The following is a 24,241-nucleotide window of genomic DNA, read 5'->3' as shown; positions in this document are numbered from 1 at the left end:
CAGGGTGGTTTTGCCGGAGCCGGACGGGCCGATGATGCTGATCACCTCCCCGTTCTCCACCTGCAGATCGATGCCTTTCAGCACCTCATGCTGCCCCCAGGATTTGCGAATGCCCCGCAGATCGAGCGCCGGCGGCGCGCCGTTGACGGCCGGGGTATTGCTCTCTTCGCTCAGCGCCGGCAGGCTCTGGCGCAGCGCCTGGCATTCCGCCTCGCTGAGGGTTTGCGGACGCTTACGCTGAATATCGAGACGATTTTCCAACACCCGGAACAGCCAGGTGAAGACGGTAACCACCATCACGTAGTACACCGCTACCGCCAGCAGGGTCTCCATCACAAGGAAATTCTGCGCATACAAGCGCTGGCCGGTGAGCAGCAGCTCGGGTAAGGAGACCACCGACAGAATCGAGCTCAGCTTAATGATGGTGATGTATTCATTGATCAGCGTCGGCAGCGAAATGCGAAACGCCTGAGGGATCACAATCAGCCGCTGGATGCCGATAAAGCTGAAGCTCAGCGCATGGCCTGCCTCGCTCTGCCCCTTGGCCACCGACAGCAGCCCGCCGCGGTGGATCTCCGCCATATAGGCCGCCTCGGTGACGGTCATCGACACCAGCCCGGCGATAAACGGCACCCCGAGCAGCGGCTGGGTCACAGGAAACAGCTGCGGCAGGTTGTAGACAAACACCAGCAGCACCATCAGCGGCACGCTGCGAAAAAACCAGATATAGAGTTCGACGGGGATCTTGACCCAGCGCGGCGCCGAGAGCTTCGCGCAGGCTAACAGAAAACCGACCACCAGGCCGATCCCCCAGGACAAGGTGCTGATTACGATGACGGTCACGCACGCCTGCCAGAATGCCCCAATGCTAAACAATGAAAAAAAGTATCCCCAATCGAACGCCATACTGACTCCTGTTGCGCAGTGCTTATTGTCTTAATCGATGCTTTCTAAGTTGTATTTTTTGATCAACGCGGCATATTGGCCGTTGGCCTTCAGCGTGGCCAGGGTGGCCTTGATCGCCTCCGCCAGCTCGGTGTTGCCTTTGGCGACGTAGATCCCCAGCGGCAGCGGGTAGACCAGGCGCGTAGAGCTTATCGCCAGGCGGCCGCGGCTCTTGTCGACAATGATCTGCGCTGCCGGGGCAATCTCAAGCTGAGCGCCGATGTTCTTCGACAGCAGCGCCTGCGAGGCTTCCGGCGCCGTCGGGAACTCCTGAATGGTGATGGCCGGTTTGCCGTTTTTCAGGCACCACTCGTCGGAGTGTTTTTTCAGGCTGGTCACCCAGGTGGTGCCCGCCTGCAGACCGACCTTCACGCCGCACAGCTCATCTTCGGTTTTCGGCTGCACCGCGCCGCCCTTCAGGGCAATGATCGACGCGCCGGAGAGGGCGTAAGGGATGGCGTCGGCCTGCTTCTGGCGCTCCGGCGTCACGTACATCCCGGAGATCACCGCGTCATATTTCTTGCCGATGCCGAGGATCAGGCTGGTGAACTTGGTGTCGATCAGCTGCGGTTTGGCCTGCAGATGTTGGGCGATCAGCGCGGCGAAATCCGGGTCGAGACCGACGATGTTGTTATTGCTGTCATAAGACTCAAACGGCGGGTAGGTGACCTCCATCCCCACCTTAAAGACGCCCTCGGTCAGCAGTTCCGCCGCCTGGGTGACAGGGGAAAAACAGGCGCTGACGGCGAGGGTAAGCGCGACACGGCGCGACATTTTTTTCAGGGTGCTAGTCATCATGGTTCCTCACGGGTGGTTAGGGGTTTTTTTGCTGTGCCTGTTTTTTCAAATGGCCAAACGTATTGGTGCCGCGCGCGCGCTCCGGTAGCTGAAGTTCACCGCGATTGACCTTTTCGCGCAGGTAGCGATAGGTTTGCAGGGCCTGGCTCCACATATGCTCCCCGATGCTGAGCTCCTGATATTCACCGGCTTCGCCGGCGGCGAGAAAAGTCGGCAGCGGACGGATCAGCGTGTGGTAATCGCAGGCGAAAAACAGCGGGAAGGAGTACCGCTCCTGCGGCACTTTGCGCACCCGGTGGGCTGTAGCAACAAATGTGCCAGCGCTGAGCACTTCCAGCATGTCGCCGATATTGATCACGAACGCCTCTTCTCCGGCGGCGTTCTTGACGGGAGGTGCATCGATCCACACGCTTTCTTCATTGAGAACCTCAAGGCCGGGCTGGTCGGCGAGCAGCAGGGTGAAGCACTCATAGTCGGTGTGTGCACCAATTCCGGGAACATCTTCGACGCTGGCGTCGAACGGGTAATGGATCAGCCGCAGCTTAGCCGGCGGGCAGGTCACCATCGGTTTGAAATACCCTTCCGGCAGGCCGAGCGCGAGGGCGAAAGCGTCGAACAGACGGTGGCCGAGGGCGAAAACCGCGTCGTAGTAGGCCAGCACCCGCGCGCGGAAATCCGGCAGATCGGGCCACTCGTTGGCGCCGATCAGCGGCGTACCGGCGAGCACCAGCGGATGGTCATCCGCTGCCTGGAAGCCGATATCGAAAGCCTCTTTATGGTCCGGCTTGCCGGAGCCGTAGATCTCTTCTCCTTCCGGAACGTAGCCCTTATGGCTTTTGGAGTGGCCGATGTAATAGTTCATCTTCTCCTCCATCGGCAGGGCGAAGATCTGCTTCGCCGCCTCGCGGACGCCGGCGATCAGCGCCGGGTCGATGCCGTGGCCGGTGATGTAGAAAAAGCCCACCTCGCGCGCCGCGCGGCCGATGGCGTCGGCCACCGCCTGACGCCTGGCGAGGTCATCGCCGGCCAGATCGCGGATATCGATGGTCGGGAGTTCAGTAAAAGCGTGCTTCACGGCGGTCATGGCTGCGGTTCCTGTTCAGTGAGCGTTAAAAACTGCTGAAAGTGGGCCTGCTGGCGCGTTGCCATCCAGGCGTTGAGCGACCAGAGATCGGCCACCGGAACGTTGGTGAACGGCAGATGGTGCAGATAGCCGTCGGCGCCAAACTCCGGGGTCAGCGTGGTCTGCGGGTAGCCGCGCTGGCGCTGCGAACGCCAGATTTGCTGCCAGAAGCGCTCGGCAAAGGCCAGCGCCGGCTGATACTCAGGCGCCGCCGGGTGCGGCACCTGCGGCCCCTGGTCGTAGCCCACCCGGGCCTGCACGTGATGCACGCGGTCGATAAAGGCGCTGAAGTCATCGCTGGGGTCATCCAGCAGGCGCTCACTGACCACCACCCAGTGGCTGATGTCGGCGGTAAAGCGCAGCTGGGGGAGCTGCTGAATGATCTCCAGGGTGAGCCACGGGCTGTACAGCGAGGTGGCGCGATGGGTTTCAAAGCTGCAGGTCAAACCAAACCCGGCGGCCAGCTCATGCGCCTTGCCGAGAAAATCGACCTGCTGCGCCAGCGGCCAGCGATCGTTGCCCGCCAGCAAATTGACAAAGCGCGGGTTGAGGCTGCTGGCCTCGGCGAAGCGGGTCTGCAGGCGCGCCAGATGCTGCTCGGGCGTTTCATGCTGGGCGGGGAGCACCCCGCCGCCGCTGAAAAGAATGGCGATATACTCCAGCCCCGACGCCTGCAGGCGGTCGGCGAGCTGCCGCCGCTCGGCCACCGTTAACGGCACGCGGGCTTCGATACCGCAGCAGCCGACGCGCTGCAGTTCATCCAGCGTTTGCGGCCAGGAGGTCGTCACTCCCCAGAGGGTGCGAAAGCATTTCAGCTCCATGGCGGCGTCCTCAGGCGTACTTCACGCCGGGCAGGACGCAGAGCATCTCGTACAGCAGGTTGGCCGCCAGCTGGGAGGTATTACCGCTCACGTCGTAGGGGGGCGAGACCTCGACCAGATCGGCGCCAATCAGATTCAGGCCGCGGCAGCCGCGGACGATCTCCAGCGCCTGAATGGAGGTCAGACCGCCAACTTCCGGCGTCCCGGTTCCTGGAGCCCAGATGGGATCGAGGCTATCGATATCAAAGCTGAGATACACCGGCCCGTCGCCCATCTGCTGGCGGACTTCGGCCATCAGCGTCGCCAGCGAGGTATGCCAGCACTGCTCCGCCTGCACCAGGCGAAAGCCCTGGTCAACGCCCCACTGGAAGTCGCCGGCGGCATAGCCCTGGGCGCGCTGGCCAATCTGCACCACCCGTTTGAGGTCGAGCAGTCCCTCCTCAACGGCGCGGCGGAAGGTGGTGCCGTGGGCGATTTTCTCTCCGAACATCTCATCATTGGTGTCGGTATGGGCGTCGACGTGGATGAGGCCCACCGGACCATGTTTTTTGGTCAGCGCCCGCAGGATCGGCAGGGTAATGGTGTGGTCCCCGCCGAGGGTCAGCGGGATCAGCGGATAACTATTCAAACCGGTGTAGTAATCTTCGATAATTTGCACCGATTTGAGGAGGCTGTAGGTATTGATCGGCACATCGCCGATGTCGGCCACCGACAGCGAGTCGAACGGCGCGGCGCCGGTCGCCATATTGTACGGACGGATCATCACCGATTCGGCGCGAATATAGCGTGGTCCGTAGCGCGTGCCCGAGCGCTGCGAGGTGCCGATATCCAGCGGAATGCCGACAAATGCCGCGTCAAGTCCCTGTAAATCTTCGATAAACGGCAGGCGCATCATTGTGGCGCGTCCGGCGAAGCGTGGCATCTCATTGCCACCCTGCGGTTGGTGAAAGAGGTTATCCATGTCTGCTCCTGAATCTGACGGATGAAACGTAACAGGAGAGATAGTGCGCAACCCGCGCTGGACTTTACATCGTCTGGCGTAAATACTCAGTTCATTTATTGGTGAACTAAATACGATGCATCACGACGCCAGCCTCAATATTCGCCAGCTGCAGGTTTTCGAGGCGGTGGCCCGCCTGGAGAGCTACAGCCGGGCCCAGCAGGAGCTGGGTATTTCGGTCTCCGCCATCAGCAATGCGATGTCGCAGCTGGAGGGACAGCTCGGCTTCACCCTCTGCCAGCGCGGGCGCGGCGGCTTTTCTCTGACCGAGAAAGGCCAGCAGTTTTTACAGCAGGCGATCCGCGTACTGAGCGAACTCAATGAGCTGGAGCGGCAGTCGGCGCTGCTCAAAGGGGAGCACAGCGGCACCCTGTGCATCTCGACGCTCGACTCCATCGAGACCGAAACGGCGCTCTCGCTGCCGGTGGTTCTGCGCAGCTTCAGCGACAAATTTCCCCATGTGCATATCAAACTGATTATCCGCACCCCGGCGGAGCAACTGAACGGCGTGCTGAACAACCATATCGACCTGGCCATCGGCAGCTACAACTCGCAGGTGCATAACATCATCAGCGAGCCGCTGTACCGTGAACAGCACTGGCTCTACTGCAGCGATCTGCACCCGATGTTCTTCAGCCGCCAGCTCGATAAAGAGCAGATCAGCCAGTGCCCGCTGGTGACCCGCAGCTACTGGAACACCAGCGATCTCCGCCGTCGGGGCTTCAGCAAAGGGAGCGCCACCGTCGAGACCGTCGACGCCCAGTTGCTGCTGATCCTCTCGGGGAAATATATTGGCTATCTGCCGGAGCATTACGCCTGGCCGTGGATCAAAGAGAACCGCCTGCGGGTGCTGCTGCCCAACGAGTTTGGCTTTCAGTCGCCGTTCTCGGCCATCTGTAAGCGCGGGCGCAGCAATGAGCCCTACCTGAAAGCGTTCCGCGACCTGCTGAAGAAAAACACGGTGGCGCGGCCGAAGTGGAATTATTAAGCGGGGCGGGCGCTTCCCTGCGCCGCGGTGGTGGCTCTGGCGCTCAGCGCGCAGCCCGGCGGGGGAGTTTTCCCTGTTCAAAAAACGAACGGCTGCCGGTAGCCCGCCCGGGCTGCGGCTGCCAGGCAACTGCCTCCAGGTTATCCACAGGGTTAGGCGCCGCTGGTGTGGACAGGTCGCGGGGCGACAGGGCGTGGCTAGCGGAACAAAGGATGGCGTTTGCGTTAAATAAAACGGTACGAAAGGGAATCTGTGTTTGCCCCGCCTTTGCCCGTGAAATCAGAAAATTTACTTCGCAGGCTAACCGCAGATTGCTTCAAAAAAATTCCCGTATTTGTTATATTGTTGTTCATTGATTATTCACCTCTGCGGTGCCAAAAAGAACAAGATTCACCGCAACCCAGGACACTGCCATGTTAGATTACCGCTTCCCGACAGCTTTGCAGATGGTTCTCAGCGTAGCAATGGCGGAGCAGATGGGTGAACGTTCGACGAGTGCGATTCTGGCCTACGGCCTGGAAGCGAACCCGAGCTTTATCCGTAAACTAATGGTTCCGCTAACTCGTGACGGCATTATCGTCTCCACGCTTGGCCGCAACGGCTCAATTCATCTTGGCCGTCCGGCGGACAAGATCACCCTGCGTGATATCTATCTTTCGGTTATCGAAGATAAAAAACTGTGGGCGTCGCGTCCTGACGTCCCGGCCCGCTGCGTGGTCAGCGCCAACGCCTGCTGGTACTTCAAATCGGTTGCCGATGAAGCAGAGCAGGCTTCGTTAAACGTCCTCGCTCGCCATACCGTGGCCAGCGCGCTGGAGGCGGTCAAAAACGCCGATACCAGCGGCTGCGACCCGGTGCCGGAAATGATCGCCCGCTTTAAAAAAGCGCATTAATCATTTTCTGGTGACGAAAAAAAACCGCCTTCAAATTGTGAAGGCGGTTTTTTTGTTATCTGCTGCAGGCTAGGCGGGCAGATCCTCCTGGACCGGCTTCCTGCGGGTCACCAGTTTCCGTAGCGTCACGTAAAACACCGGCGTCAGGAACAGACCGAAGAGCGTCACGCCCAGCATCCCGGAGAACACCGTGATCCCGGTGACGCCGCGGACTTCCGCCCCCGCGCCGTGGCCGAGGATCAGCGGAATGGTCCCGGCGATAAAGGCGATGGAGGTCATCACGATCGGGCGCAGACGCAGGCGGCATGCCTCCAGCGCCGCTTCCATGATGCCTTTCCCCTGGATCTCCAGCTCGCGGGCAAACTCGACGATCAGAATGGCGTTTTTACAGGCCAGGCCCATCAGGACCACCAGACCCACCTGCACGAAGACGTTGTTATCGCCCCCGGTCAGCCAGACGCCAAACAGCGCGGAGAGCATCGTCATCGGTACGATAAGGATCACCGCCAGCGGCAGGGTCCAGCTTTCATACAGCGCGGCCAGCACGAGGAACGCCAGCAGCACCGCCACCGGGAAGACGATCAGCGCCGTGTTGCCCTGGGTGGCCTGCTGGAAGCTGAGATCCGTCCACTCAATATTCATCCCATTCGGCAGGATCTGCTTCGACAGCTCCTCCAGATGCGTCATCGCCTGCGAAGAAGAGAGGACCCGCGGATCGGCATCGCCAATCAGGTCCGCCGCCGGATAACCGTTGTAGCGGATCACCGGATCCGGCCCGTAGGTGGTACTGATATTCACCATACTGCCGATCGGCACCATTTCGCCCTGATTATTGCGGGTGCGCAGATTGGCGATATCTTCCACGCTCTCGCGGAATGGCCCATCGGCCTGGGCCATCACGCGCCAGGTACGCCCGAACTGGTTAAAGTCATTGACATAAGACGAGCCGAGATAGGTCTGCAGCGTACCGAATAGCTCGGTTAGCGATACCCCCTGCGCTTTCGCCTTATCGCGATCGACCTGCACGTCCAGCTGCGGCACGTTAGCCTGGTAAGTCGAGATCGGGAAGTGCATCCCCGGCGTCTGCATAATCGCCCCGGACATCGCATTCACCGCGCTTTGCAGCGCGCCATAGCCCAGCCCTCCGCGATCCTGGATGTACAGGGAGTAGCCGGAACCCTGACCCAGTCCTAAAATCGGCGGCGGCAGGATGGAGAAGCCAAAGCCCTGCTGGATTTGCGCGATTTTGGCGTTGATCTCCGCGTTAATTTCCGCCGCCGTGTGTTTACGCTGGTCGAACGGTTTCAGGCCAAAAAAGACCGTCCCGGTATTCGGCGTGTTGGTGAACTGCAGCGCGTTAAGCCCCGGGAAAGCGACCGCATAGTCGACCCCTTCGGTATTCATCCCGATCTCGCTCATTTTGCGGATCACCGCGTCGGTGCGCGCCAGCGACGACCCTTCCGGCATCTTCACGCCGCCAATGAGATACAGCTTATCCTGGGTGGGAATAAACCCGCCGGGGACGACTTTAAACATCACCCCAGCGGCGCAGAGCAGCAGCAGATACACCGCAAACACCGCGCCACGGCGTCCGAGGGTTTTGCTCACCAGCCCCTGATAGCCGTTCGAGCTGCGCAGGAAAAAGCGGTTAAACGGACGGAAAATCCAGCCAAACAGACGATCGATCAGCCGGGTAGGGAGGTCTTTCTTCGCGCCGTGAGGCTTTAACAGCAGGGCCGCCAGCGCCGGGGAGAGCGTCAGCGAGTTGATGGCCGAGATCACCGTCGAGATGGCGATGGTCACCGCGAACTGTTTGTAGAACTGGCCGGTGACCCCGGAGAGAAACGCCATCGGCACGAACACCGCACACAGCACCAGCGCAATGGCGATAATCGGCCCGGAGACCTCACGCATCGCCTGATGCGCCGCGGCAAGCGGCGCAAGCCCCTCTTCGATATTACGCTCGACGTTCTCCACCACCACGATGGCGTCGTCCACCACGATACCAATCGCCAGTACCAGCCCGAACAGGCTCAGGGTATTCAGCGAGAAGCCCAGCAGATAGAGAATGCTGAAGGTACCCACCACCGATACCGGCACCGCGATCAGCGGGATAATCGACGCGCGCCAGGTCTGCAGGAACAGGATCACTACCAGCACCACCAGCACTACCGCCTCCAGCAGCGTCTGCACCACCGCGCGGATGGAGTCGCGGACGAAAACCGTCGGGTCGTACGGCGCCGCCCATTGCATATCTTCCGGGAAGCGGGTGGCCAGCTCGGCCATTTTGGCGCGTACCGCGTTCGACAGATCGATGGCGTTAGCGCCGGGTGACTGGAAGATACCGATCCCGACCGCATCCTTATTGTTGAGCTGGGAGCGCAGCGCATAGCTGCCGGAACCCATCTCGATGCGCGCCACGTCGCGCAGGCGGACCAGCGAGCCATCCTGCGCCGTTTTCAGAATGATATTGCCAAACTCTTCTTCGGTATGCAGACGGCCCTGGGCGTTAATGGAGATCAGGAAATCGCTCTCCTGCGGCAGCGGCTCGGCGCCAAGCTGTCCGGCAGACACCTGGACGTTTTGCTCCTGCATCGCCGTCACCACATCCGAGGCCGTCAGACCGCGGGCCGCGACCTTATTGGGATCCAGCCAGACGCGCATCGCATATTCACCGGAGCCAAAAATCTGGATCTGGCCGACGCCGGGCAGGCGCGCCAGCTCATCCTTCACTTTCAGCGTGGCGTAGTTGCGCATATACAGCGAGTCGTACTTACCGTTTGGCGAAAACAGATGCACCACCAGGGTCAGCGTCGGAGACTGCTTCTGGGTGGTGATCCCCAGACGGCGTACATCCTCCGGCAGACGCGCTTCGGCCTGCGCGACGCGGTTCTGCACCTGAACCTGCGCCTGATCCGGGTCGGTACCCGGGCGGAAGGTGACGGTGGTGACCAGCACGCCGTCGGAGCCGGCGACCGATTTCATGTACATCATGTTTTCAACGCCGTTGATCGCTTCCTCCAGCGGCGTCGCCACGGTCTCGGCAATCACTTTCGGGTTGGCGCCGGGATACTCCGCGCGCACCTGGACGCTCGGCGGGACGACGTCCGGATATTCGCTTACCGGCAGCAGCGGGATAGCGATTAACCCGGTGATAAAAATTAAAATCGACAGCACCGCGGCGAAAATCGGCCTGTCGATAAAAAAGCGGGAAAAGTCCATGTCTTGGATTCTCTGATTAGGGATCAGTTAAGGGTGGCGCTGGAGGTCATGGCAACGGTTTTGGCGTTAACCGGCATACCCGGCATAAACACTTTTTGTAAGCCGTCGACGATGACGCTATCCCCAGGATTCAACCCCTTCTGAACGATGCGTAAACCGTCTGCCAGCCGCCCTGGGGTAATGTCGCGGCGCTGTGCTTTACCATCTTTATCAACGATATAGACGTATTTACGATCCTGATCGGTCAGTACCGCTTTGTCGTCGATCAGCGTGGCTTTGAACTCTGCGCTGCCCGGCAGACGCACGCGGGCAAACAGCCCCGGCGTGAACAGACGCTGCGAGTTATCCAGCAGCGCACGCATGCGGATGGTGCCGGTACTCGGCGTTAACTGATTATCGAGAAAATCCACTTTGCCCTGGTGGGGGTAACCCTCCTCGCCCACCAGGCCAATCTCCACCGGGAGCGCCTGATTATCGCTGGACGCGCCTTGCCCGCGGCGGGCGAGGTTTTGATAGTGGAGGTAGGTTGACTCGTCGACGTCAAAGTAGACGTACACCGTCTTCTGCGAGACCAGGGTGGTGAGCACGCTGGCGGTGTCGCCCGCGGTGACCAGGTTACCGCTGGTGATCAGCGCCCGGCTGGCGCGGCCGTCAATAGGGGCGGTCACTTTGGTGAAGTCGAGGTTAAGCTGCGCGGCATCCACCGCCGCCTGCGCGGCGCGAATGTCGGCCTGCGCCTGAACCGCGGCTGACCGGCGCTGCTCCCACTCTTCACGGGAGACGAGGTTGGTATGGACTAATTTATCGGTGCGGTTCGCCTCGCTTTGCGCCAGGCTGGCCTGCGTTTTGGCTCTTGCCAACGCCGCCTGCGCCTGCTCCAGCGCGGCGCGATAGGTTCTGTCATCTATCGTGAACAGCACCTGGCCCTTTTTCACCTCCTGGCCGTCGGTGTAATTCACTTTATCAATGTATCCCGAGACGCGAGGGCGAAGCTGAACGCTCTCCACCGCTTCAATGCGACCGTTAAAACTATCCCACTGACTGATCGACTTCACCAGCACCTTAGCGGCGCTGACCGTCGGGGCGGGAGGCGCAGCATTCTGCGCGACGCTGTCGTCGCAGCCGACGAGCAGAAAGGAGAGCATCATCGCGCCGAGCGCGGTCAGGTGAATGTTTCCCCAGGTTTTTTGCAGGCTCATTATTTTTATTCCGGTAAATGTAGCCGCCGGGCAAGACGCAGCGTGAGAAGCCGCGCCACTTCCTTTGTCCGGGCTGGCTTAAGGCCATTTGTGTCGATCATCGCCACAAAACTGTAACAATTTCGAATACACTATCGCGGCGATTGTAGGAAGGCGCTTAAATAAGTGCAAGAATAATTGTTGCACTTTATGTGCGGTCCAGGGGGAGATAAAAAACCGCGATCCCGGCGTGGATTTAAATGTAACAATAAAACTTGCATTTTGTGTAAAAACAGGCCACCTTTAAATGCAACTGACAAAGATGCTTTTAACCGGCCGCGAGGGGGTAACATGATGAACACTGGCGCCATCATTCAGGATCTGATCGACTGGATCGACAACCATCTTGATAGCCGTCTGGATATTGACACCGTTGCCCGACGAGCCGGCTATTCGAAGTGGCACCTGCAGCGGATCTTCAAAGAACATACCGGGCAGCCCCTCGGAGAATATATTCGGGCGAAAAAGCTGCAAAAGTCGATCGAACGCTTGGCCCACAGCAACGAGCCGATCCTGAACGTGGCGATTGCCCTCGGCTTTGATTCCCAGCAGTCCTTCAACCGCAGCTTCAAGCGCCAGTACGGCCAGGCGCCCGGCGTCTGGCGCCGGAGTATCAGCCGCTCTGTTGCGCAGACATCTCGTCAGCGATCCGCATGACCGGGGAGGGTCAGTCCTGACCCGGCCCATGATCGAATTTGCTGCCTTTGCCGATGGCATAGAACTGCCCGCCTGCGACATAGTGAACGGTCCGTAGCTCCTCCGGCGCATCATCAAAAATCCAGTGTCCGTTGCGGAATACCCGGTCATCGCTCCAGGCGGCGACGATATCGCCCATAAACAGATTGTGTTGCTGCTGAATGTCCGGGTAGGGCATCACTTTGCACACCAGCCAGCCCGCACAGCCTGCCACAAGAGGAAGATCAAATTCCGGCTGATAAAAGAAGGGGATGGTGTCATTTTTATCCGGCGCGTCGGCATAGCTGCGCCCGCCAGCGTAGAGGACGGTTGCCATCTGGCTGACTACGGGGATCTGCACCACGAAATAGCCGCTCTTTTCCACCAGCTGACGAGTGAAAGCCTGGGTGCCAATATAGGCCACCACTTTTCGCTCGCCTGCCAGCCCAACCCAGGCGGCTGACATGACATTTTCGACGCCATCATATTTTGCGGAAATCATGGTGGTGGACCCGACCTGCAATAAACGATAGGCCTTACTTATTTCGACAGGCTGAACGGACATGGTTTTTCCTTTGTGCATGCTATTTAACGTAATGATTATCTGGATATTTATTGAGGGCATGTTCATTTTCGGGCCCCCTTTCGTAATCCACCGTGCAACGATACGCCAGGCGATTAAGCGTAAAAAGGTGCGTAAATTGTTTTCATTATTCATAATGCACGAATAATCATGCCGTATGTCGGTAAGCTGCTCGCTACAGGAGAGAAAGAAGGTGGATCGTATTCAGGCTATGCAGATGTTTATGCGCGTCGCGGAGGCAGGAAGCTTCGTGCGTGCCGCGGAAACCCTTTCCCTGCCGGCCTCCACTGTCACCAGTACCATTAAAAACCTTGAAAAATACCTGAAGGTACGGCTGCTGAACCGGACCACAAGGCGGGTGAGCCTTACCCCGGAAGGGATGCAGTATCTGGCGCAGTGCCGGGAAATTCTCGCCCTCATCGAACATAGTGAATCCACCCTGAGCGAGTCTGTCGCGCGGCCTCAGGGGCGCCTGCGGGTTGATATGCCCGCGGGCATCGCGCATTTCATCGTCATGCCGCATCTGCCGGACTTTTACCGGCGCTATCCCGATATCTACCTGATGATCGGCGTCAGCGATCGCCAGGTCGATCTCATTCAGGAAGGCGTCGACTGCGTGATACGAACGGGAGAGCTGAACAACTCCAGCCTGGTGGCCCGCCCTCTGGGCCGCTTTCGCTGGGTCACCTGCGCGTCACCGGACTATCTCAGGGAATATGGTGTGCCGCCGTCACCGGAGGCGCTCTCTCAGCACCGGGCTGTGCATTATTTCTCCGGTCAGGCGAGGCGGGCCGATGAGTTCCGCTTCGTTCGCCATGGCGAGACCTTTTCTGTACCCGTCAGCGGCAACGCCGCGGTGAATGCAACGGGGCTCTATATAAAAATGTGCCTGGCAGGATTTGGGCTGGCGCAGCTGGCGGAGAATATCGTTGCTGACCACCTGCAAGAGGGGAGACTGGTGGAAGTGCTGACGGACTGGCAGCCGCCCCCGGTACCCGTCACATTGCTCTATCCGCACCAGCGCTTTCTCTCTCCCGCCGTGCGGGCGTTTGCTGAGTGGATGAGCGAGGTGGTTTGAGGGGAGTATTGCTTGCATTTAGCGCTTCGCGATGGAGGGTAGGGTTCCAGCAGAAATATCTGGTCTGCTGATGAATCGCTCGATATTCTGTAATGCTTTGTCTTTTTTGTGAACAGGAAAAAGTATGCTTAATACGCTACCCGATTTACACAGAAGTTTTGCAGAGCAACTTAAGCTTAAATTACAGTCTGATTCGCGGATCCACTCCCTTCTCGCCGGCGGCTCGTTTATCCATGGCGGGTTTGATCAATACTCCGATCTGGATTTCGTGGTGGTGATCGACCCTCTCTATTATGACGAAATCATGGCTCAGCGTATGGCGTTCGCCGGAACGCTCGGCCATCTGCTACATGCTTTCACCGGGGAACACGTCGGTGAGCCTCGCCTGCTGATCTGCCTGTTTGGCCCGCAACTTCTGCATGTCGATCTGAAATTTATCACCCTGGACATGCTCACTCAGCGCGTTGAGGAGCCTGCCGTGCTATTTACCCGTGATAACGATGCTCTCAAGCGACAGCTGGCAAAATTTAGCGCGCACTGGCCGAACATGACGCCGGAGTGGTTTGAGTCCCGGGCCTGGATCTGGCTGCATTATGCCGTGGTTAAACTGGGCAGGGGGGAACTCTTCGAAGCGCTGGGGATGCTGTCTTTCTTCCGGGAACAAGTGCTGGGACCGATGCTGTTTCGTCGCGCCAATCTACCGCAACGCGGCGTTCGTCGAATAGAAGCCCTCGGCATTGATCCCGATGGCCTGCTGACTTCCACCCTGGCAACGCACGATCGTCACTCCGTCGGGATTGCCATTCGAAGGGCTGCTGACGCTTATGTCACTCTGCGGGCTGATGCGTTGCCTGACAATATCGCAGACGATGCAGCGCGTCGGGCGGTCCTTGCCATGCTGGACGTGTATTCTGCCAAGGGGTAAATCTATCTCTCCGGCCGCGGACGCGGCCGGAGGGTGAAAGGGTTGTGCGAGTGTCGTGGGAGGTCTAATTCTGAGAGGGGGGGCTAGCGGGGTATCGGTAACGTGAAAATACCAGAGCTTTTCGTTGGGCCTATCAATGGGCCTAAAAGGTTCGGATTTAATGAGTTCTCTTCGGACTTCGCGGGATAAATTCAAGGCACAAAAAAGCCCGCAGGGCTTGCGCCGTGCGGGCTTTCAGGACTTCATCGGATGACTCCGGTAATCACCGATGGAGAATTTTGGTGCTGGCGTCCTTGTAATTGGTGGGGGAGGTGATTGAGTTTGTTGAGGATTTTGATTTTTTGCGGCGAAGGGAAGGCGCAAAAAGGGTGGCGATGATGTTGATATGGAAGGGATTTTTATAACTTAATGATTTATAAGATTATTATTGGTTTCTGAAATATGGCATGTTTATTTCTGTGGTCAACATAAGCAAAAGTTAAAATTTCAATCCCACTGTCGATAAGTTCGAATGAACCTGAAAAGGTTCCCTGGCGCACCTTTCACACTCTCGCTATTGATAACTGCCGTCATAGCTGAGTCGGAAAAAATTACCAGATTGTTCACATAAACATCTGCATCTGTTCGTTTTTTAGCTGGTTTACTTTTTCGCGTAACTTGATTTTTTCATCAGCTTTTTCCAAAGCGGCTGATGTCATGCAATCAAGGAGAGCATCCAAATCTTCGGGCGTTTTGATAATAAAAAATTTTTTGGCTTTATTCACAAAGACAACCGAATATTTTTTACGCTTCAGTAATTCGATAACATTGCTCAAAGTGCCTGTACTTTTCGCATCCCAAACCATTAAGCCATAATCTGCCTCTTCAGCCATTTTGAGGTCTTTGGCAGTGAAAAACGCACGGGAGCCTGAGGCATGATTTGTATCTACAACATGTACAGGCCATGAACCAAGATTGTTGCGTGGTTTTTCGGAACTGCTGAATACGGTGGCTTGTCTGCACCCTAGGTCTACCAACACTCGTTGCACAGATGAGTCGACACCATTGGCATCACCAACAACTATCTGAAATTGTGAGTTAACAATTTTTTTCAAGCGATCCACGATAAGCGTGTCGAGGTTTTTGATGGTTATCGAGCCTGCAACAAATACCGTAGTCATCGTTATCTCCAGGTCAAAGCTGCTACATATATGTTTCTTACTTTAGCATACCCGTTTAGAACAGCACATGCAGCCTCCATGGAGGCCCCTGTATGATACAGATCGTCTATAACAAGTACGTTCCAGCATCCTTGATTGCTAATGATATCTTGTACCGAGAACGAATCGCCTATTGCTTCGATCTTTTCGGCCTTTGAACTTAAGTTTTTTAACGAGGCCCCTCCAGGAGCTTTCCGTAGTAAGCCATCAAAACAGGGTTTATCAACTAATCTTGCCAATTCCTGAGCAATCTCTGTCACAGGTTGTCGATCTCTTGGATTTGATGCTGGCATGGGCACGATAAAGCCGATGTTGTCGAAGTTGGGGTAGGCGTTATCAGCCAGGCATTGGGCCAGAGGAGTGACTTGCGACCAATCATTCCGATATTTCAACTGGAAAAGTGCTTCACCGACTTCCGTTCGTTCTGTTTCGAATCGCATATGTCCCCATTCGTCTTCTCCGATTGGAATGCTGCGAATGCTGTGCTTATCCATTGCAAAACCTAGCTGCCAATTACCATCAATTTGTTTCAGGTTGACATCCATTAGTTAATCCTTGCTGTGTAAAAAATATAAAGATTACACCTGGTTGAACTTCTTGAAAGTTAAAGGGGAGTTTTTTGCGATTGAACTCTAAGTATCACATCATCGATGGCTATTGAAATAGTAGAAGGTCGAGTTCTGGCGAGGGGAAATATACTGTATAGCGCGAAGATTACTGGCATCAGTAGCGGGTATTCGATGAGGCATTATTCGAGCCAACGTCTGTTAAGGTCAGATCGTTCGGATGTATTTACGCACTATGTCCGTACACCTGCTCAATATACCTTCCTCGCCCGTCTCCATGGCCCAGATCCGTTGAGGTTACCGCCAGCGCCTCTTTGTGGCTTAACCCCTGTTCCTCATAATAGCGGATCGCGTCCTGTGCCCAGGCATAGCGAAGGGAGTGGGGAGAGTATTCGCCCGTCAGCCCGGCATCGCGGAGATGGTTGTGCCAGTAGTCCATCGCTGATTTCAGATCCGGTTTGTCAATCAGATGCCCGTCACGCTCCCCGGCAATATTCAGCGCCTCTTTCACGGCCTGACGAACAGCTTCCTGATTAATCACCTGCGTCATACGCGGTCGTCCGCCTTTGGTGCCAAAGATCACCGGCAGACGTTCAGCCCCTTTTTCCAGCTGTTTATCCCAGGTTTTCAGAGACTGGCAGCACTGTACCGCTTCCTGACCGCGCAGCCCCATCACCCGCGCCAGTTGGAGGCTGGCTGCGAGACCTACGTCGATATGATGAACCCGGTCCAGTACCTGATGGTAAAGTGCATCCGGAATGGCCCGGTGAGTCCCGTTACGGCTGGCACCACTGATACCGAGCGACTGGTTGCTGATTAATTCTGACTGGCTGAGTTGTGTGCGTCCGGCTTCAGCCAGAATGGAGCGCACCATCGCCATTTCATTCTGTAGTGTTCGCAGAGAAATCCCCTGTGCCAGCCGTTCATGAATATATCCTGCAATGTGTCTGGCTTTGAGTTGGCTGGTGCTGGTGACCTGAATATTTTGCGTCAGCAGATGACGGGCAAAACGCTGCGCCATCCGTTCGCGGTCGTGGACGGTTTTGTGGCTGCCACCTGCGCGGTGTGCCAGTTTTTTCATATCCAGTGCCAGTCGCGACATACTGACTCCTCCGCCTGATGCGGTAGCAATATTTTCCGGCGCGTGGTGGATGCTGTCGCAGTAAAAAACTGCGCCATGCTGAACAATACCGGTGCGCCGGAAGGCGAGAGTTGAGGTATGGTGGGGTACGGTACTGCACGGTGTGCAGGCCGCCTGCCTCAGCAGGGATGCCCCCGGATCGTCGTGATCCGCCTCCGGTACTGTTCATTCCTCCTTGTTATCTTTTTGACGCAGAAATGATGGCGTCAGAGGGTAAATACAACGATAAGCCTGATAAGACGGCGGCTGGCGCAGCGGTGTGCGTCGGCGTCACTTTGTTTTGCTTCGCCTCCAAAGTGACGCGCCGCCGTTTCAGGCAACCTGTTTACTGGCGCAGAGATACGCTCCGTCTAAAGACGCGGTACCAACCTGCCTCTTGTTGGCACAGGTTATAGCAGCAACAACGACCGGACTGCGTCAGAGACGCCCCCGCCGTATTGTCCGGCTTGCGGGGTTAAGGGCTTGACCAACCTGACATAGCAGCCAGGCACAGTCCTCTAAGGTCATGGCTGTCTCGGGTGCAGTCCCAGGACTGCGGTAGTTACCGTAAAAATAGCACTGTGGATACGATGGTCAAGCTGATTTATTTCCATAATACACTGATAATAAATAACTTTATCATCATGATGCAGTATGAGGTTTTATGAGCATCAGAAGATTAGGAAAATATTGTCCAGAGAATGCCATGGCAGGAAGGATTCTGTGCGAGTTGTGAACCCGATGCTTACGTATACGCAGCGATGCTGTTTTGCATCTTTGGTGAGGCTTTCATGAATAATTATCCGGAAATGCCGCCCGCAAAGGCTCGCTAAAGCGAGCCTTTGCGGGCGTAGATTTTAAATTTTTCTGATGGTTCAAACCACGCTATCTCAGCCGTACCTAAAATACTTAAACGAACAGAGTGGGGATGCAGAATGATACAACGCACCACGCGGAATGTTACTGTGATGCCGAACGCAGTTCCCTCTGATCCAGAAGCGAAAAAGCAGGCCAGTTCTCCCTGGCAAGAAGAAAATCAGGAAGGACTGGAGGCGCTAAACAGCTTCCATGCTGAGTACGGGCATTTTAGTGGTGACTAATCGCGGCGCATCACGCGAGAGCCGACCGGCCTGACCGACGTGCTCAACGTCAGTGTTAGCGCGCCCTGTCTCGCGGTTCATGCCGATGTAACGTGTTGTCATAGTGGTGTCCCTGTTTCACCGCCGCTGTCGCCGGGGTGTTTATGCAGATGAAGCACTTTTCCGTTTGAAGAAAGCGATCCGGCGGTATGGGTAATATTGCCTTTCATCGTCCCGCCTTTGGTGACCTCGAGTGACCCGGTCGTCAGCTTGTTGGTGCAGACCACCTCTGGGGTGTCGAGGGTGATGCGGGTCTCCGCTTTCACCGTCACCACCGGCACCGTCACGGCGATGGAATCCGACGCCGTAATGTCTGCGGTTTTTATGCCGCTTACGGTCAGCGCGCCGGTCTCCGGCTCGTACTCGATAACCGCCCCGTCAGGAAAGGTAATGTGAAATGCATCAGCCGATGCCGACGGTGCGGGGTAGTCATCAGAGAAAATACCGGGCAGCACAAAGGCGGTATCGAGCTCGCCGCCCACGGCCAGCAGTAAAACCTGCTCGCCCACAGAGGGAGCCTACCACGTGCGAGAGCGACCAGCGCGCGACGTCAGCCACTGAAGCCAATCGGTAACGATGCCGCCAGTCTGGACACGGCAGCGCCCGTTATCGAGGTCAACTTCGACGATAACGCCGGTGCGGATCAGATTGCGTAGGAGACGTAAAGCGTCCTGAAGATTTGCGCGAGTATTCATACATTGAAGGATCCGCCCAGAGTTCTGAGCGGCAATTTGTATTAATTTGATGAGTCAGGGCACAACAAGGGTCAAGAATAAAGATTGGCGTTGATAACGCTACAGGCAGTCAGTCATTTATGAATACTGAGAAGCATTTTTCCGGTTCAATTAGTTGTTCACCATCCCAGAAAGACACATACATATGATGAAGGCCTTTATATTTTGTATCTTCCCAATGCGGAGCGAAATATCTACCATCTGAATACTTTGCAGGCTCAAAAAAATAATGATCTCCATTGTTCTCAGCATCTGCCGCTTCCGCTCCAGTATTTTTTACTCTAAATTTAAATTTGGGGTTGTCGTAAGTGATCGTAGAATGATAATACCCCTTAAATGAAATACCCATTCCTTTTCTAACCACCCGAGAGCAAGAAATCTAATTATCATCAGATGGATCGTTTTTGTCCCTTTTCAGACTGGCTCGTATATAGAAATCACTATCAAGCATCCCTGTTGGCAAAAGCTTGTAGTATGACTCATTCTTTAAAAGATGCTGCCTGTAATTAATTGATTTCCCCGACGCATCCTTATAATTCGGGGTGATATAATGAAGAGAAACCTCTTCATTATTTTTTATTTTTGTTCTCACTGCCAGTTGATTGGTATCAAAGCCTAAAAGTTTTGCTAAACTATCACCTATCATAATCGAGTTTTTCGGTGCCTTTTGTTGTAGTTTAGCTGCTACGTCGACAAAAAAAGATGTAGCAGTTACCTCCTGACTTTCCATATAACCATATTTACCCCAGATAACTTGGTCATGTGCTCCATAGTCGATTCCTATACGTATGCCAAGATTTTCATCTACCCCCAGCTCATTTAGTTTAGGGATTACCGTACTTTTAAACATATCGATTAAATATGTCGCGCAATTCAATGCATCAATGGCACTGTCTGCAATGCGACCTTCTCTCTCGCACTTATCACTTCTAAAGAAGGCCATCACAGCATCACCCATAATACGATGCACATGTCCATCGAAAGAGTTTACTGTTTCTATTGCACATCTAATAATATCATTTTTTATTTTAAAAACAGTTTCAGGACTGAAGATTACACCAAGTTTAGTGGAGCCAATGATATCCATAAACATAGTAACTGAGTAGCCATTTCTCAACTCTCCTTCATCCATATTATCGAAATCAGGATGACATCCAAAACTTGGCATTAATCGGCCATGCTTTCCAAAATTATGCCTCACTAATTCAGTTATCCCGTAATGTTGTTCATTAGAATCAGCACGCACGCTTTCTAAGGCAACAGAGCTTTTCACAAAATCATATCTACTATCTAGATTTTCCATCCCTGCAAGGGAACTCGATGCTGCCTCAGAAATATAGCCAGAATCACGCAACCGTATACTCCTGGACTCAGAAATAGTTTTCTCTAAGCTTTTTTCCAAATTAGAATATATATTTTTAGTCGACATAAACCCCTCTTAGCAATTAGCTATAATAATCATATACACTGAAAAACACAGGACGTACGCAGTTGCTTCAATACAGGTTATTGCAGTAATCTGCTTATTATACTTTGCAACGAGCGCTTTGGATAAATTATGATTTAATGAAATTAATTCATTTAAATACTCCAGTTTAGATACTGAATTAAAACGTTCTTTATATAAATGTAACTCATGGAAATTAATTGAAATATCAACAAATGAAAAGGTGTTACTTACCGTACTTGGTTTAATATATGGAGTAATACCTCTAAGCGAGAAAACAATTGACGTTATTAGTAAAAAAATCATTAAACTTATCAGAACAGCAAGAACAGCTTTATCTGAATCAACTATCACCATACCAGTGATGTTCTTGAAGTTTACAGACAGAGCAACTAATAGTGCTGATGACAAACTAAGTAATATAGTAGACTTAGTGTTTGCTGAGTTTAGATAAGAGTCAGTACGAATAATAACCTTTATCATTAATTCAATTTTTTTGTCTATCGCGCCTTCATTCCCCTTGCTTAATTTTCGCACTGGCACCTCGCATTTTTAAGATCACTCCGATAGATAATTAACAATCTTTGTGGATGCAAAGTCAATATCGGAAGGCGAAAATCCAAGCAAGATACGTGCAGGGTATTCTACAGAGCCGCTATTAGGGCTAGGTTTGTCCTTAAGCCCGTACTGATGCACATTCACCATCCTTTGCACCTTGCCAGTGAACTCCACAACCGCCACATCATTTCCCGCCGTGGCTTTCATAAAGCGACTGATGCGGAGTTTCGCGAACATTTCCCGCTTAACCCGGTCTTTCTTCGCTTTCACCGGCTGGCGTTTTCGTGCGGCGTATGGGGTGCCGTCGGGCGCTTTCTGCGTTTTAATCCGGCGCTGTTGTCGGGCTCTCAGGGGCTTCGCGATATCTGCGGCCATCTTGCGCCGGGCGGTCGGTGACAGCGCCGCAATCAGCCCGGCGAGCTTATCGTCGAACGGTTTAAAGTCATTCATACGAGCGGCTCAGGGGCTGAGGTTTCGGCACTGTCTCGATATGCAGTTTTCCCCCGTCTTCCCTGACGATGGTGCGCTCGGTCAGCATCAGGCTGATACTGATATCGGCGCTGTCGTTGTCGTTGATATCGGCAAAATAGGGGAAGCCTTTTTGCGACCCTCGTCGGTCGTCATAATGTCGGCCTGATGGATGCGCAACCATGCCTGAATCGGCACGAGCAGCAGCTCGATATCGCCGGTGAAGTCGGTCACCACCACATTGAGCGTGTATTGATTTTCAAACGACAGCGACGCCGCCAGCGTCGAGGCCAGTTTTCCGTTATCGATAAAGATACGCATCATTTCGGGATTACGCGCCAAATCAGGCACGGCGTGTCAGTTAAGGCTTTTCGCAGACTCTTTGGCTTGTACATCGATTTTGTCCTGGCAGTTTTTTACCGTTCTGACCTGAAGCGCGCAGCCCTCGAGGGCGCTTACGAGCTGGCGTATATCCGCGCTCAGATCGCCATTGGTGGTCGGGTCACTTCCCGGCATCGGGCAAAGGCTGACCCTCGGGCAAGCGTTGTAAACAATCACCGGCGTCGGCACAGGCGGCGCGCTGGTGCAACCGGCGCACAGCATCAGGCAAATCAGCGCAGTACCAGCGGCGAATCTGTTCATTCTCATTGAGTAACCTCGTTATAGTCTGTTCCCGGCGTTGATGAGTTCACCACGCAGTAAGACCTGAGCGGTTTCGTTTTCACCACTGATACGGTGGGCGGTTTTGAGCTGGCTTTTCAGCATGCTGATAACCGTTTTTTGCTTACCCGCGACTTTAAAGGACTATGCGCTGTTAGGCCCGGATGTGGTGATTGTGTGATCAGCGATCACGCATGCAGCGGATCCTGCTGATGAAGCGAGGAAGATTTCGCAGGTGTTGTTGCAGCATCACTGAAGTGAAGGCGCAGGGGGAACTCTGCGCCTGATTTCCTGATTACAGTTGTACATACAATTTAATCATTCTGGGCAATGTATTCATTTATTCGACTTCAGCGAGAACCTTGATATTTTCTGGATCTTGAGTGCTTTCTTGAGGCGGAACAACCTCATAGCCAGCGCGCTTTACTATCCAGAGAAAAGTTTCCAGAGAGGCTATATGTTCATCTTTTCGAATTTGGCGAACATTGGTAACAACACCATTTTCAATGGTTAATGCAATATTGATAGCTTCATGCTCAGATTCCATTATTTAATCCCCATATAGTGGCTTTCAGATAGTTTTATCGAGTTGACGCGGAGAGGCTTTCATGCGCCCGAACAACACTATCCGCTCATCCAATTTTTATAATGTGTGGTAGCGCAAACAAATAGTCGGAAAATTTTGCGATTTTTTATAAAGAATAATTTTTCCTATGTATCGAAGGAAATATAGGGCATGAAATAAATAACATTATCCAAAACACGGTAGTCAGTTGGTTCGACAGAGAAAAACGTATGCTTTCCCTAAATATACTAAGTATGTGAATATTGCTGTGGCAAAGCATACGCGTATTACTATTCCAGCAGATGGAGGTTGGGACACTTGGTTTGATAGTGGGAGCGTGACGTCTGATTTTATGGTGACGCGTGGATAGAGCTTAATAAAATCGTACGAAACTGGCGCAGAGAACTATCCGCGCCAGTAGCTCAAATTTTTTCAGGCTTTCCGCTCTTCAGACTGCGATGCACCGCCTCGCAAATCCGGCTGACCGCCAGTCCGTCCACCGCTGTGACCGGGTAAGGTGAACGGTTCCTGACCGCCCGCACAAAGTCGTTTATCGGATCGATACCGAAACCACTGGCGATGCCGTTGCGGTAGTTGATGAAATAGCTGTTGGGCGTGAGCGTCATGCCCGGCGTGGTGATTTCCAGCCCGAGATGTTGGGAAGTACTGCGGATATACGTTGCCTCGCAGAGAATATCGATACGTCCGTCGTTGTCCTTCGGAAAGCCCTCCGGCAGCACCCACGAGTTTTCCACCACCCACGAACTGCCGTCGGCCATCGTCAGCAGGCTCTGCACGCTGTCGAAGGTGTCGAGGCCGCATTCGACCATCAGCCGCTTCTGCCCGACGGCATACACCGACACCACCTCCTGTCCGGAAAGGTGGCGCACAAGGTCAAAGCAGTGGGAACCGAGAAACCACACCGGGGAGCTTGCGCCCGCCCAGTTCAGCCACTCTGTCGGCACGCTAATCACGTCGTCCATGCTGATATGCCCGCGCAGGATGCGCCCGGCTTCCGGCTTCTCAAGTTCAGCCTTAATGCGCATCACCGCCAGGTCCCAGCGTTTGTGGAAATCGACGCCGACCAGCAGGTCCCGTTGCTGCGCCATCTCCACGATAAGCTCGCACTCGCGTACTGAGGTGGCGAGCGGTTTCTCCGCCAGCACATGCTTGCCGTGGCGCAGGGCGGTGAGGATGGATTCGGTGTGGTACGGGTCCGGTGTCGCCACCGAGACCACGTCGATAGCTTCCTCCTGCAGCAGGACATCCAGCCGGGTGTAGCCGATTACGCCGTAGGCCATGGCAAGGTCGTCACAGCGTTCTGTGTCGGTGTCGCAGATGGCGACCAGCACCGTGTCCGGGTTATGGCGGTACGCGTTCATATGGTGTTTGCCGTAGATACCTGCGCCGACCACGGCGGCTCTGATTTTGTTCATTAGTGAGTCCTCAGAATAAGCCCAGGGAAAACAGCCAGCCGATGATGACCGCCAGCGGCC

General features: G+C 54.8%; 24 protein-coding genes and 4 pseudogenes. 7 read left to right on the top strand and 21 right to left on the bottom strand.

Annotated elements, in window-relative coordinates:
* From KHQ28_RS25500 to speB, 5 genes are all read right to left on the bottom strand, one after another.
* Positions 1–906 (bottom strand): amino acid ABC transporter permease (locus KHQ28_RS25500; protein ID WP_211777726.1); only part of this gene is annotated, 906 nt, incomplete at its 3' end.
* 30 nt (positions 907–936) lie between these two features.
* Positions 937–1,740: an ABC transporter substrate-binding protein gene (locus KHQ28_RS25495; RefSeq protein WP_029602232.1), complete on the bottom strand. Its 804-nt coding sequence runs from the start codon at positions 1,738–1,740 to the stop codon at positions 937–939.
* A 19-nt stretch (positions 1,741–1,759) separates the two neighbouring features.
* Positions 1,760–2,827 (bottom strand): isopenicillin N synthase family oxygenase, encoded by a 1,068-nt coding sequence (locus tag KHQ28_RS25490; RefSeq protein WP_004145695.1) that lies wholly within the window; start codon positions 2,825–2,827, stop codon positions 1,760–1,762.
* The gene (locus KHQ28_RS25485) at positions 2,824–3,687 is read right to left on the bottom strand and encodes a TIM barrel protein (RefSeq protein ID WP_211777725.1); all 864 of its coding nucleotides are present in this window, start codon (positions 3,685–3,687) and stop codon (positions 2,824–2,826) included. Before KHQ28_RS25485 ends, KHQ28_RS25490 begins: the two co-directional genes overlap by 4 nt.
* Positions 3,688–3,697: 10 nt before the next feature.
* The gene (gene speB, locus KHQ28_RS25480; RefSeq protein WP_032418434.1) at positions 3,698–4,648 is read right to left on the bottom strand and encodes an agmatinase; all 951 of its coding nucleotides are present in this window, start codon (positions 4,646–4,648) and stop codon (positions 3,698–3,700) included.
* A 115-nt stretch (positions 4,649–4,763) separates the two neighbouring features.
* Here speB and KHQ28_RS25475 point away from each other — a divergent pair, with 115 nt between their 5' ends.
* Both KHQ28_RS25475 and KHQ28_RS25470 read left to right on the top strand, forming a co-directional pair.
* Positions 4,764–5,675, top strand: a complete 912-nt coding sequence (locus KHQ28_RS25475; protein ID WP_002914199.1) for a LysR family transcriptional regulator — start codon at positions 4,764–4,766, stop codon at positions 5,673–5,675.
* A 413-nt stretch (positions 5,676–6,088) separates the two neighbouring features.
* Complete coding sequence (locus KHQ28_RS25470) at positions 6,089–6,568, top strand: Rrf2 family transcriptional regulator (RefSeq protein WP_000888203.1); 480 nt, start codon at positions 6,089–6,091, stop codon at positions 6,566–6,568.
* A gap of 69 nt (positions 6,569–6,637) precedes the next feature.
* Here the strand turns inward: KHQ28_RS25470 and KHQ28_RS25465 are convergent, their stop codons facing one another.
* Together KHQ28_RS25465 and oqxA are read right to left on the bottom strand one after the other, a co-directional pair.
* Positions 6,638–9,790: a multidrug efflux RND transporter permease subunit OqxB20 gene (locus KHQ28_RS25465; RefSeq protein ID WP_021312368.1), complete on the bottom strand. Its 3,153-nt coding sequence runs from the start codon at positions 9,788–9,790 to the stop codon at positions 6,638–6,640.
* A gap of 23 nt (positions 9,791–9,813) precedes the next feature.
* Positions 9,814–10,989 carry a multidrug efflux RND transporter periplasmic adaptor subunit OqxA gene (gene oqxA / locus KHQ28_RS25460; RefSeq protein ID WP_002914189.1) on the bottom strand — a complete coding sequence of 392 codons (1,176 nt, stop codon included), beginning with the start codon at positions 10,987–10,989 and terminating at the stop codon, positions 9,814–9,816.
* A 333-nt stretch (positions 10,990–11,322) separates the two neighbouring features.
* On the opposite strand from oqxA, the gene KHQ28_RS25455 reads away from it, so the two are divergent.
* The gene (locus KHQ28_RS25455; protein ID WP_002914181.1) at positions 11,323–11,685 is read left to right on the top strand and encodes a helix-turn-helix domain-containing protein; all 363 of its coding nucleotides are present in this window, start codon (positions 11,323–11,325) and stop codon (positions 11,683–11,685) included.
* 10 nt (positions 11,686–11,695) lie between these two features.
* Here the strand turns inward: KHQ28_RS25455 and KHQ28_RS25450 are convergent, their stop codons facing one another.
* On the bottom strand, positions 11,696–12,268 hold the full coding sequence (locus tag KHQ28_RS25450) for a flavin reductase family protein (RefSeq protein WP_032418435.1): 573 nt from the start codon (positions 12,266–12,268) through the stop codon (positions 11,696–11,698).
* A 211-nt stretch (positions 12,269–12,479) separates the two neighbouring features.
* Here KHQ28_RS25450 and KHQ28_RS25445 point away from each other — a divergent pair, with 211 nt between their 5' ends.
* Positions 12,480–13,364, top strand: coding sequence for a LysR family transcriptional regulator (locus tag KHQ28_RS25445; RefSeq protein ID WP_032418437.1), 885 nt, complete (start codon positions 12,480–12,482; stop codon positions 13,362–13,364).
* A gap of 124 nt (positions 13,365–13,488) precedes the next feature.
* Entirely contained in the window at positions 13,489–14,289 is an 801-nt protein-coding gene (locus KHQ28_RS25440; protein ID WP_032418438.1) for a hypothetical protein, read from the top strand.
* A gap of 602 nt (positions 14,290–14,891) precedes the next feature.
* Here the strand turns inward: KHQ28_RS25440 and KHQ28_RS25435 are convergent.
* From KHQ28_RS25435 to KHQ28_RS25425, 3 genes are all read right to left on the bottom strand, one after another.
* Complete coding sequence (locus KHQ28_RS25435) at positions 14,892–15,449, bottom strand: hypothetical protein (RefSeq protein WP_032418439.1); 558 nt, start codon at positions 15,447–15,449, stop codon at positions 14,892–14,894.
* A 2-nt stretch (positions 15,450–15,451) separates the two neighbouring features.
* The gene (locus KHQ28_RS25430) at positions 15,452–16,033 is read right to left on the bottom strand and encodes a ComF family protein (protein ID WP_032418441.1); all 582 of its coding nucleotides are present in this window, start codon (positions 16,031–16,033) and stop codon (positions 15,452–15,454) included.
* Positions 16,034–16,280: 247 nt separating this feature from the next.
* Positions 16,281–17,156, bottom strand: coding sequence for an integrase domain-containing protein (locus KHQ28_RS25425; RefSeq protein ID WP_032418442.1), 876 nt, complete (start codon positions 17,154–17,156; stop codon positions 16,281–16,283).
* 953 nt (positions 17,157–18,109) lie between these two features.
* Here KHQ28_RS25425 and KHQ28_RS25420 point away from each other — a divergent pair.
* A complete protein-coding gene (locus tag KHQ28_RS25420; protein WP_071844616.1) occupies positions 18,110–18,274 on the top strand; it encodes a type II toxin-antitoxin system CcdA family antitoxin in 165 nt (54 codons plus the stop codon).
* Here the strand turns inward: KHQ28_RS25420 and KHQ28_RS25415 are convergent.
* The 8 genes and pseudogenes from KHQ28_RS25415 to lysC form a co-directional block, all read right to left on the bottom strand.
* Positions 18,274–18,376, bottom strand: a pseudogene (locus tag KHQ28_RS25415) (baseplate assembly protein); the annotation flags it as partial. The gene KHQ28_RS25420 and the pseudogene KHQ28_RS25415 sit on opposite strands and share 1 nt — an antisense overlap.
* Positions 18,373–19,008, bottom strand: a pseudogene (locus tag KHQ28_RS25410) (phage baseplate assembly protein V). The pseudogenes KHQ28_RS25415 and KHQ28_RS25410, both read right to left, overlap by 4 nt.
* Before the next feature lie 109 nt (positions 19,009–19,117).
* The gene (locus KHQ28_RS29345; protein WP_227509740.1) at positions 19,118–19,411 is read right to left on the bottom strand and encodes a hypothetical protein; all 294 of its coding nucleotides are present in this window, start codon (positions 19,409–19,411) and stop codon (positions 19,118–19,120) included.
* Positions 19,412–19,426: 15 nt separating this feature from the next.
* Positions 19,427–20,476, bottom strand: a complete 1,050-nt coding sequence (locus tag KHQ28_RS25405; protein ID WP_227509741.1) for an adenylate/guanylate cyclase domain-containing protein — start codon at positions 20,474–20,476, stop codon at positions 19,427–19,429.
* Between the two features lie 9 nt (positions 20,477–20,485).
* The gene (locus KHQ28_RS25400) at positions 20,486–21,031 is read right to left on the bottom strand and encodes a hypothetical protein (protein WP_123836165.1); all 546 of its coding nucleotides are present in this window, start codon (positions 21,029–21,031) and stop codon (positions 20,486–20,488) included.
* Positions 21,032–21,052: 21 nt separating this feature from the next.
* Positions 21,053–21,502 (bottom strand): phage virion morphogenesis protein, encoded by a 450-nt coding sequence (locus KHQ28_RS25395; protein WP_032418444.1) that lies wholly within the window; start codon positions 21,500–21,502, stop codon positions 21,053–21,055.
* Positions 21,495–21,841 (bottom strand): annotated as a pseudogene (locus KHQ28_RS25390) (phage tail protein). The gene KHQ28_RS25395 and the pseudogene KHQ28_RS25390 overlap by 8 nt, the downstream one beginning before the upstream one ends.
* Before the next feature lie 36 nt (positions 21,842–21,877).
* Entirely contained in the window at positions 21,878–22,168 is a 291-nt protein-coding gene (lysC, locus tag KHQ28_RS29340) for an Rz1-like lysis system protein LysC (RefSeq protein WP_071994320.1), read from the bottom strand.
* A gap of 145 nt (positions 22,169–22,313) precedes the next feature.
* On the opposite strand from lysC, the pseudogene KHQ28_RS25380 reads away from it, so the two are divergent.
* Positions 22,314–22,436: pseudogene (locus tag KHQ28_RS25380) on the top strand (3-hexulose-6-phosphate synthase); the annotation flags it as partial.
* Between the two features lie 84 nt (positions 22,437–22,520).
* Here KHQ28_RS25380 and KHQ28_RS25375 read toward each other — a convergent pair.
* The gene (locus KHQ28_RS25375) at positions 22,521–22,727 is read right to left on the bottom strand and encodes a hypothetical protein (protein WP_071844617.1); all 207 of its coding nucleotides are present in this window, start codon (positions 22,725–22,727) and stop codon (positions 22,521–22,523) included.
* Positions 22,728–23,167: 440 nt separating this feature from the next.
* A complete protein-coding gene (locus KHQ28_RS25370) occupies positions 23,168–24,181 on the bottom strand; it encodes a Gfo/Idh/MocA family protein (protein WP_032418447.1) in 1,014 nt (337 codons plus the stop codon).
* Positions 24,182–24,241: the final 60 nt, after the last annotated feature.

The sequence above is a fragment of the Klebsiella sp. 28 genome, assembly GCF_018223905.1.
Taxonomy (GTDB): domain Bacteria; phylum Pseudomonadota; class Gammaproteobacteria; order Enterobacterales; family Enterobacteriaceae; genus Klebsiella; species Klebsiella pneumoniae.
The sequence above is the reverse complement of the archived record's forward strand: the minus strand, read 5'-3'. Positions and strand labels throughout refer to the sequence as shown.

What these genes read in the sequence shown, in the direction of transcription:
- KHQ28_RS25450 (WP_032418435.1), bottom strand. Translation starts at nt 12,268, where the DNA reads ATGTCCGTTCAGCCTGTCGAAATAAGTAAGGCCTATCGTTTATTGCAG.
- KHQ28_RS25395 (WP_032418444.1), bottom strand. Translation starts at nt 21,502, where the DNA reads ATGAATGACTTTAAACCGTTCGACGATAAGCTCGCCGGGCTGATTGCG.
- KHQ28_RS25430 (WP_032418441.1), bottom strand. Translation starts at nt 16,033, where the DNA reads ATGGATGTCAACCTGAAACAAATTGATGGTAATTGGCAGCTAGGTTTT.
- KHQ28_RS25485 (WP_211777725.1), bottom strand. Translation starts at nt 3,687, where the DNA reads ATGGAGCTGAAATGCTTTCGCACCCTCTGGGGAGTGACGACCTCCTGG.
- KHQ28_RS25465 (WP_021312368.1), bottom strand. Translation starts at nt 9,790, where the DNA reads ATGGACTTTTCCCGCTTTTTTATCGACAGGCCGATTTTCGCCGCGGTG.
- KHQ28_RS25405 (WP_227509741.1), bottom strand. Translation starts at nt 20,476, where the DNA reads ATGTCGACTAAAAATATATATTCTAATTTGGAAAAAAGCTTAGAGAAA.
- KHQ28_RS25470 (WP_000888203.1), top strand. Translation starts at nt 6,089, where the DNA reads ATGTTAGATTACCGCTTCCCGACAGCTTTGCAGATGGTTCTCAGCGTA.
- KHQ28_RS25370 (WP_032418447.1), bottom strand. Translation starts at nt 24,181, where the DNA reads ATGAACAAAATCAGAGCCGCCGTGGTCGGCGCAGGTATCTACGGCAAA.
- KHQ28_RS25455 (WP_002914181.1), top strand. Translation starts at nt 11,323, where the DNA reads ATGAACACTGGCGCCATCATTCAGGATCTGATCGACTGGATCGACAAC.
- speB (WP_032418434.1), bottom strand. Translation starts at nt 4,648, where the DNA reads ATGGATAACCTCTTTCACCAACCGCAGGGTGGCAATGAGATGCCACGC.
- KHQ28_RS25475 (WP_002914199.1), top strand. Translation starts at nt 4,764, where the DNA reads ATGCATCACGACGCCAGCCTCAATATTCGCCAGCTGCAGGTTTTCGAG.
- lysC (WP_071994320.1), bottom strand. Translation starts at nt 22,168, where the DNA reads ATGAGAATGAACAGATTCGCCGCTGGTACTGCGCTGATTTGCCTGATG.
- KHQ28_RS25495 (WP_029602232.1), bottom strand. Translation starts at nt 1,740, where the DNA reads ATGACTAGCACCCTGAAAAAAATGTCGCGCCGTGTCGCGCTTACCCTC.
- KHQ28_RS25490 (WP_004145695.1), bottom strand. Translation starts at nt 2,827, where the DNA reads ATGACCGCCGTGAAGCACGCTTTTACTGAACTCCCGACCATCGATATC.
- KHQ28_RS25440 (WP_032418438.1), top strand. Translation starts at nt 13,489, where the DNA reads ATGCTTAATACGCTACCCGATTTACACAGAAGTTTTGCAGAGCAACTT.
- oqxA (WP_002914189.1), bottom strand. Translation starts at nt 10,989, where the DNA reads ATGAGCCTGCAAAAAACCTGGGGAAACATTCACCTGACCGCGCTCGGC.
- KHQ28_RS25420 (WP_071844616.1), top strand. Translation starts at nt 18,110, where the DNA reads ATGATACAACGCACCACGCGGAATGTTACTGTGATGCCGAACGCAGTT.
- KHQ28_RS25425 (WP_032418442.1), bottom strand. Translation starts at nt 17,156, where the DNA reads ATGTCGCGACTGGCACTGGATATGAAAAAACTGGCACACCGCGCAGGT.
- KHQ28_RS25375 (WP_071844617.1), bottom strand. Translation starts at nt 22,727, where the DNA reads ATGGAATCTGAGCATGAAGCTATCAATATTGCATTAACCATTGAAAAT.
- KHQ28_RS25435 (WP_032418439.1), bottom strand. Translation starts at nt 15,449, where the DNA reads ATGACTACGGTATTTGTTGCAGGCTCGATAACCATCAAAAACCTCGAC.